Origin of the sequence: Streptosporangium sp. NPDC000095 (genome assembly GCF_042899335.1) — a bacterium.
In the GTDB taxonomy this organism is placed as follows: Bacteria; Actinomycetota; Actinomycetes; order Streptosporangiales; family Streptosporangiaceae; genus Streptosporangium.
The window spans coordinates 1-5,495 of the sequence record NZ_JBIAZS010000041.1; the positions used below are offsets into that span (position 1 = coordinate 1).

The 5,495-nt window shown below is 65.2% G+C and carries 2 protein-coding genes; one reads left to right on the forward strand and one right to left on the reverse strand.

The features are described from left to right. Positions 1-262 precede the first annotated feature (262 nt). On the forward strand, positions 263-1,576 hold the full coding sequence (locus ACFY3V_RS39615) for a hypothetical protein (protein WP_389780461.1): 1,314 nt from the start codon (positions 263-265) through the stop codon (positions 1,574-1,576). Between the two features lie 2 nt (positions 1,577-1,578). Here ACFY3V_RS39615 and ACFY3V_RS39620 read toward each other — a convergent pair whose 3' ends face one another. Beyond that, positions 1,579-5,268, reverse strand: a complete 3,690-nt coding sequence (locus ACFY3V_RS39620) for a DUF4082 domain-containing protein (RefSeq protein WP_389780463.1) — start codon at positions 5,266-5,268, stop codon at positions 1,579-1,581. Positions 5,269-5,495: the final 227 nt, after the last annotated feature.

Below are 5,495 nucleotides of genomic sequence, written 5' to 3' on the forward strand. Positions count from 1 at the left end.
AGGCCGACCCGACCACCCGGATTATCCGGCCCTCCGCCGCGCCGGACGATGAAATGAGCAGGCAGGCGGCTGTTCCGGGGCCCGTATTTCTTTGCGGGAATTTAGGCGGCCCGACGATGGCATATCCGGCGGTAAGGGCACGCCCGGCATTAAAGTCGGCGGGCAATGCCCACTCCCCCGCTCCGCCCTCGCGCCGGAGAACCGACTCGCCTTCGGCATACGAAATCTCGATCCGGCTACGACATCGTACGGGTGATTCTCTGTGGAGTACATAATCGTCGCGGCCGCCGTGGTGGGGCTGGTGTTCGTCGTTCAGACGGCCCTCGGCGCGCAGGTGGCTCGGCGCGCCCTGTGGGTGCTGATGCTGGCCTTCGTCGTACGACTGCTCGTTCACGTCCTCGTGATGCGGTCCAACTCGATCGCGTACGGCGGGGACAACTTCGTCTACGAGGGCAGGGCACTGGAGGTCGTGGCGTACTGGAAGCGCGAGGGCTTCATGTTCGTCACCTCTGATCAGATCGAAAGCCTCTACTCCGTGGCGGTGCCGTGCAACGTCTTCGCCGCGATCATGTATCTGTGCGGCGGCCCGGCCCCTCTGGCCTGCACCGCCCTCGTGGCGCTCATCGCCTGCGGGCTGTGCGCCGTCATGTACAGGTTCGCGCGGCTCATCGGCGCCGACGAGCGCGCGGCGTTCAGGCTGATGACCCTGATGGCATTCATGCCGGCATTCATGCTGCACACGTCCGACACGTTCAAGGACGGATTCAACGCGTTTCTCGTCATATCCTGTCTCGGCCTCGCCGCTTCGAACGTCCAGCGTTTCGACATGCGCAAACTCCTTCTTCTCGGGCCGCTGCTGTGGACGCTCTGGAACGTGCGCCCCTACATGGTTTTCATGTGCGCGATACCGCTGATTCTCGGCCTGGCGGGCCTCAGGCGCGCTTTCCCGTTGTGCGTGCTGGCCATCCTGGCCACACTCGTGGTACCCATCCTGATATTTCCGGATATGGCGGAGAGCACACCGGTTGGCATGATGCAGGAGCAGCTGGAGCACGGACAGTCGGAGGCCGTCCTTCAGGCCAACGCCGCGGGAGGTTCGGGAATCGTCTTCGACGACGGCGGCAATCCGTGGAGCGCGTTCCTGCCGAAGCTGGTGTACACGCTTCTCTCGCCGTTCCCCTGGATGGACGGCAGTCTGGTGCTACAGCTGGCGAAGGTCGAGACGGTGCTGTGGTACTACCTGCTGTGGTGCGCGGCCGTCGGGATCCGGCGAATGTGGGGTGAGAACCGCAAGATGGTGCTCATCCTCCTGCTCTTCGCCGTACCGTGCACGATCATGTACACGACCACCATGTCCAACATCGGTCTCATCTTCCGGCAGCGGATACCGATCGTCATGGTCGTGAGCCTGCTGTCCGCGGTCGCCTGGACCAGGGTCCCCCAGGAGCGGCGGCAGCTCGTCTCCGGCGCGGGAACGAGGCCGGACACCGCCGGTTCGACGGTGTCCGACCCCCCGTCCGGCCACCCGTCCGGCACGGCGGGGAGGGCGCCGGCCGGGATCTCGCGAGTGCGGTGAGGTTAGTCGACGGCGAACACCACGTCGACCCAGTAGTTGCTGGTCTGGTAGGTGCTGGCCGGGAAGGGGTTCGCCGCGCCGTAGGTGTAGACACCGTTGCCTCCCACCGCGCCGCTGGCCGGCGCGATGAGCGGTTCGCTCGTGTACTGCACGTTGAAATACGGCCGTGTCAGCGAATAATAACCAGACAAAGTGTTGTAAGAGACCACATAATTCGTGTTCTCCGTCACCGGGACGGGCGTGTCAAAGTTCACCTGCTGCCACCCGCTCGCCGTCTCGCCGGCGAAGGTCGCGCTGGCGAGCAACTTCCCGTCACTCGTCCACAGACTCCCGACATGCGTCCCGGTGTTCTTCACGCCCTTGTAGAAACGGACGCCCCTGATACTGCCACTCGTCATCGCCTGGAACTTGACGCCGACGGTGACGGGCTGATTGTCGGGCTGGGAGGTGACCGCGGGCGTCGCCGTACTCTCCCAGAGGCTCGTGAACGGCACGAACAACACGTCGACCCAGTAGTTGCTCGCCTGGTAGGTACGGGTCGGGAAGGTGCTCGTCGCACCGTAGGTGTAGACGCCGTTGCCCCCCTCGTCGCCATTGCCCAGCGCGACAAGCGGACCGTTCGTGTACGGCTGGGTGAAGTACGAGGATGTCAGCGAGTAGAACCCCGAACTCGTGAAGTACGAGGCGACGTACGTCGTGTGGGCGGTCACCGCGACCGGGGTGTCGAAGCGCACCTGTTGCCACCCGCTCGCCGTCTCGTTGGTGAAGGTCGCGTTGGCGAGCAACTGCCCGTCACTCGTCCACAGACTCCCGACATGCGTCCCGGTGTTCTTCGCGCCCTTGTAGAAACGGATGCCCTCGATGTTGCCGTCGGTCAGCGCCTGGAACTTGACACCGACCGTCACGGCGTTGGGATCGTTCTGTGACGGGACCTGCGGAACCGTCTGGTCGTCCCACAGGCTCCTGACCGGGACGAACAGCACGTCGACCCAGTAGTTGCTGGCCCGGTAGGTACGGGTCGGGAAGGTGGTCGTCGCGCTGTAGGTGTAGACGCCGTTACCGATCTGCACGCTGCTGGCCGGCACCACGAACGGGCCGTTCGTGTACTGCGTGGTGAAGTAGGGAACCGTTGTCGAGTAGTTCCCGGATGTCGTGTGATACGAGGCGACATACGTCGTGCCGGCGGTCACCGCGACCGGCGTGTCGAAGTCCACCTGCTGCCACCCGCTCCCCGTCTCGCCGGTGAACGTGGCTCTCGCCAGGAGTTGCCCGCTCGCGCTCCAGAGGTTCCCGGTGTGCGTCCCCGTGTTGAGCGCGCCCTTGTAGAACCTGACGCCCCTGATGGTGCCCGCGGTCGTGGTCTGGAACTGCACCCCGAGCTCGACCGGCACGGGGTCGTTGGCCGAGTCGACGGCGGGCACGGCACTGGGCGGCCAGATGGTGCAGGCGTTACACGACGTGTAGACGGTGACGGTGATCGTGGTCGGGATCACCTGGAGGTTGCCGATGTCGTCGACCGCCCGGACCGCGATCGTCGTGGTTCCCGTGGTCTGGGGCGTCCAGCGGTACTGCCAGTTCTCCCGGCCCGTCGCCGGAAACCACCGGTTACCGCCGTCGGTCGAGACCTCGATTCCGGCCACGACGCCGCCCCCGGTGTCGGCCGCCGTTCCCTTGATCACGACGGTCGTCAGCTCGGGCAGGGTGACTCCGTTCGACGGGCTCGTGATCGTCGACGTGGGAGGGCTGGTGTCCGTCGACGCGGTGGCCGGGACCAGTCCCGGCTGGAGACTGGCGGGCTGGGAGTGCATGTCGGCGAGGAGGTTGACCGTCGCCTGCTGCATCCGGATGTCGGTGGGAGGACCCGCTCGATCGTGGTTGGCGTCCAGCCCCCACGACCACTGGATGGTCCCCGCGCCGAAGACGAGCGCACCGCTGGAGGCCCGATAGAGCGTCAGGTTGTGGTTCGCGGTGCCGAGACCGTACGTACTGCCGTAGTCGAGCAGGTATTTGGAGGTGAGGTTCATGATCGTGCTTGAATACCTGGCCACGCCCGGTGGTTCTGACCCGTTGCTGGGCGACACATCCCATTCGTAGCCGAGCGTCCCTGTGGGGAAGACGGCCGTCTGCCCGGGAGATAGGTTCGCCACGGAGGTGTTGCGCCAGATTCGCATCTTGCTGAAGTCGGCCGACACGGTTATCGCGTCGTTGGAGACGCCGTTGACCCTGAACCACGTCCCGTTCAGCGCGTTCTCCGGCCTGCCGCCGTTCGAGGGCGGGGAGAAGCGTGGATCACGCCACGATCCGGTCCACTGTGGGCTCGGGTCGATCTTGGCGTTCGCCAGCGTCTCCTTGTAGCAGACGAAGGTCCTGAAGGGGGTCCCGTCGCTCAGTGCCTGCTCCCAGCGCCCCTTCCAGAACCCCTCGTTTCCGGAGAAGAAGGTTATGTTGACGCCGTTGTCCCGGGCGTTCGTGACGTTGTCCCGCATGTCGTCGGACCAGTACTCGTCATGGCCGACGGAGAGAAAGACCCTGTGGTTGAGAATCTGCTGACCACGCATCGCGGTGTCGATACTGCTGGTGTAGCTGACGTCGTAGCCGTTGGCCTCGATCCATCTGATCATGGGGTATTCGGCGTTGAAGAACCAGCTCTCCACCGAACCGGCGCAGCAGCTCCCGACGCGCGTGATGAACGGCCGGTTGTAACTGACCTTGTAGGCCCGCCCCGCCGGAACGCTCGCCGAGTAGAGACTGCTGCCGCCGTACTTGTTGTACGCCTGCCAGGTGCTGTCGGAGGTCTGCAGCAGCAGGTCCGACCCGCGTTCGTCGTCCCGGATCACGAATATCATCTGGCTGGCACCGGGTGTCGCGTCATCGCGGATCAGGTTCGCGATGTAGACCCCCGAGACGGCGGTGGCCGGCACGGCCCACGAGGCCGAGACCGCCCAGTTCCCGCAGTCGACCAGTGCGGTCGCCTGATCCGTGAGGCAGGGCGGCTGCGCCTGGGGCAGCGGGACCGAGGGAGTGAGCGTTGTGATCTTTCGTGCGCCCATGCCGCCGTAGTAGCCGATGCGGTAGACGTCCACGTGGTAGGCGGTCGCCGGAGTGTTCACCTTGAACTGGACGGTCTCCCCTTTGTCGACGCTCATCTGGGTCGCGTATCCCTGGATGCTGGGGCTGCCTGCTCCGGGTATGTCCCATTCGCTTGGCGGGTTTCCCGGCAGGCTGTTCTCCAGGCAGATGATGGAGGTCGGCGGGCAGGCCGCGCGGCGAGCCCGGCTGCGAGGTCTCGCGTCCGCGGCCTTCTTCTCCGGCGTCTCTGTGCCTTTCCCGGGAAGCCCGCGCAGGCCGACCTCGGCGAGCCTCCGTTCCAGCGAACGTGCTCGGTCGCCTTCCGGCGGCGCCGCCTTGACCTCCACGGCCTGGCGTCCGTCGGCCGGCGCCCGCCCCGCTCCCGCGGCGGTGCCCGGAGCCTGCCGCCCGGGTGGGTGCCCGGTCGCCGGGCCAGGGGCGGCATCCGGTTCGAGCGGTACGACATTTCCCACGGTCGCCCACTTCCGCGGGGTGACGGTGCCTGGCTCAGGTGCCCAGCTCGCACCCAGCAGACCGATCAGGGTGAGAAGACCGATCCCGAAGGTGAACGGCGACCGCCGCCCGACCCTGCCTTTCCTCGCATCGTCCGTACCGCCTGCCATGTGCGACCTCCTGCCAGCACTCTTTTGTTCGACTTTCCGCCCCGGCCAGGGCCATAGGCAGAAAGAAAGGCAATCACATCCAACACCTGACAAGAATCAGTCTTAAATAACGGCGATTTACCTACAACACAGAAGATCGCTCTAATGTGATGCTAAAAGACCACCTAAACCGCAAATCAATCTCAACGTGGTAGGGGTGTGGAGTAATCCGGTCGGCTGCCTTCGCC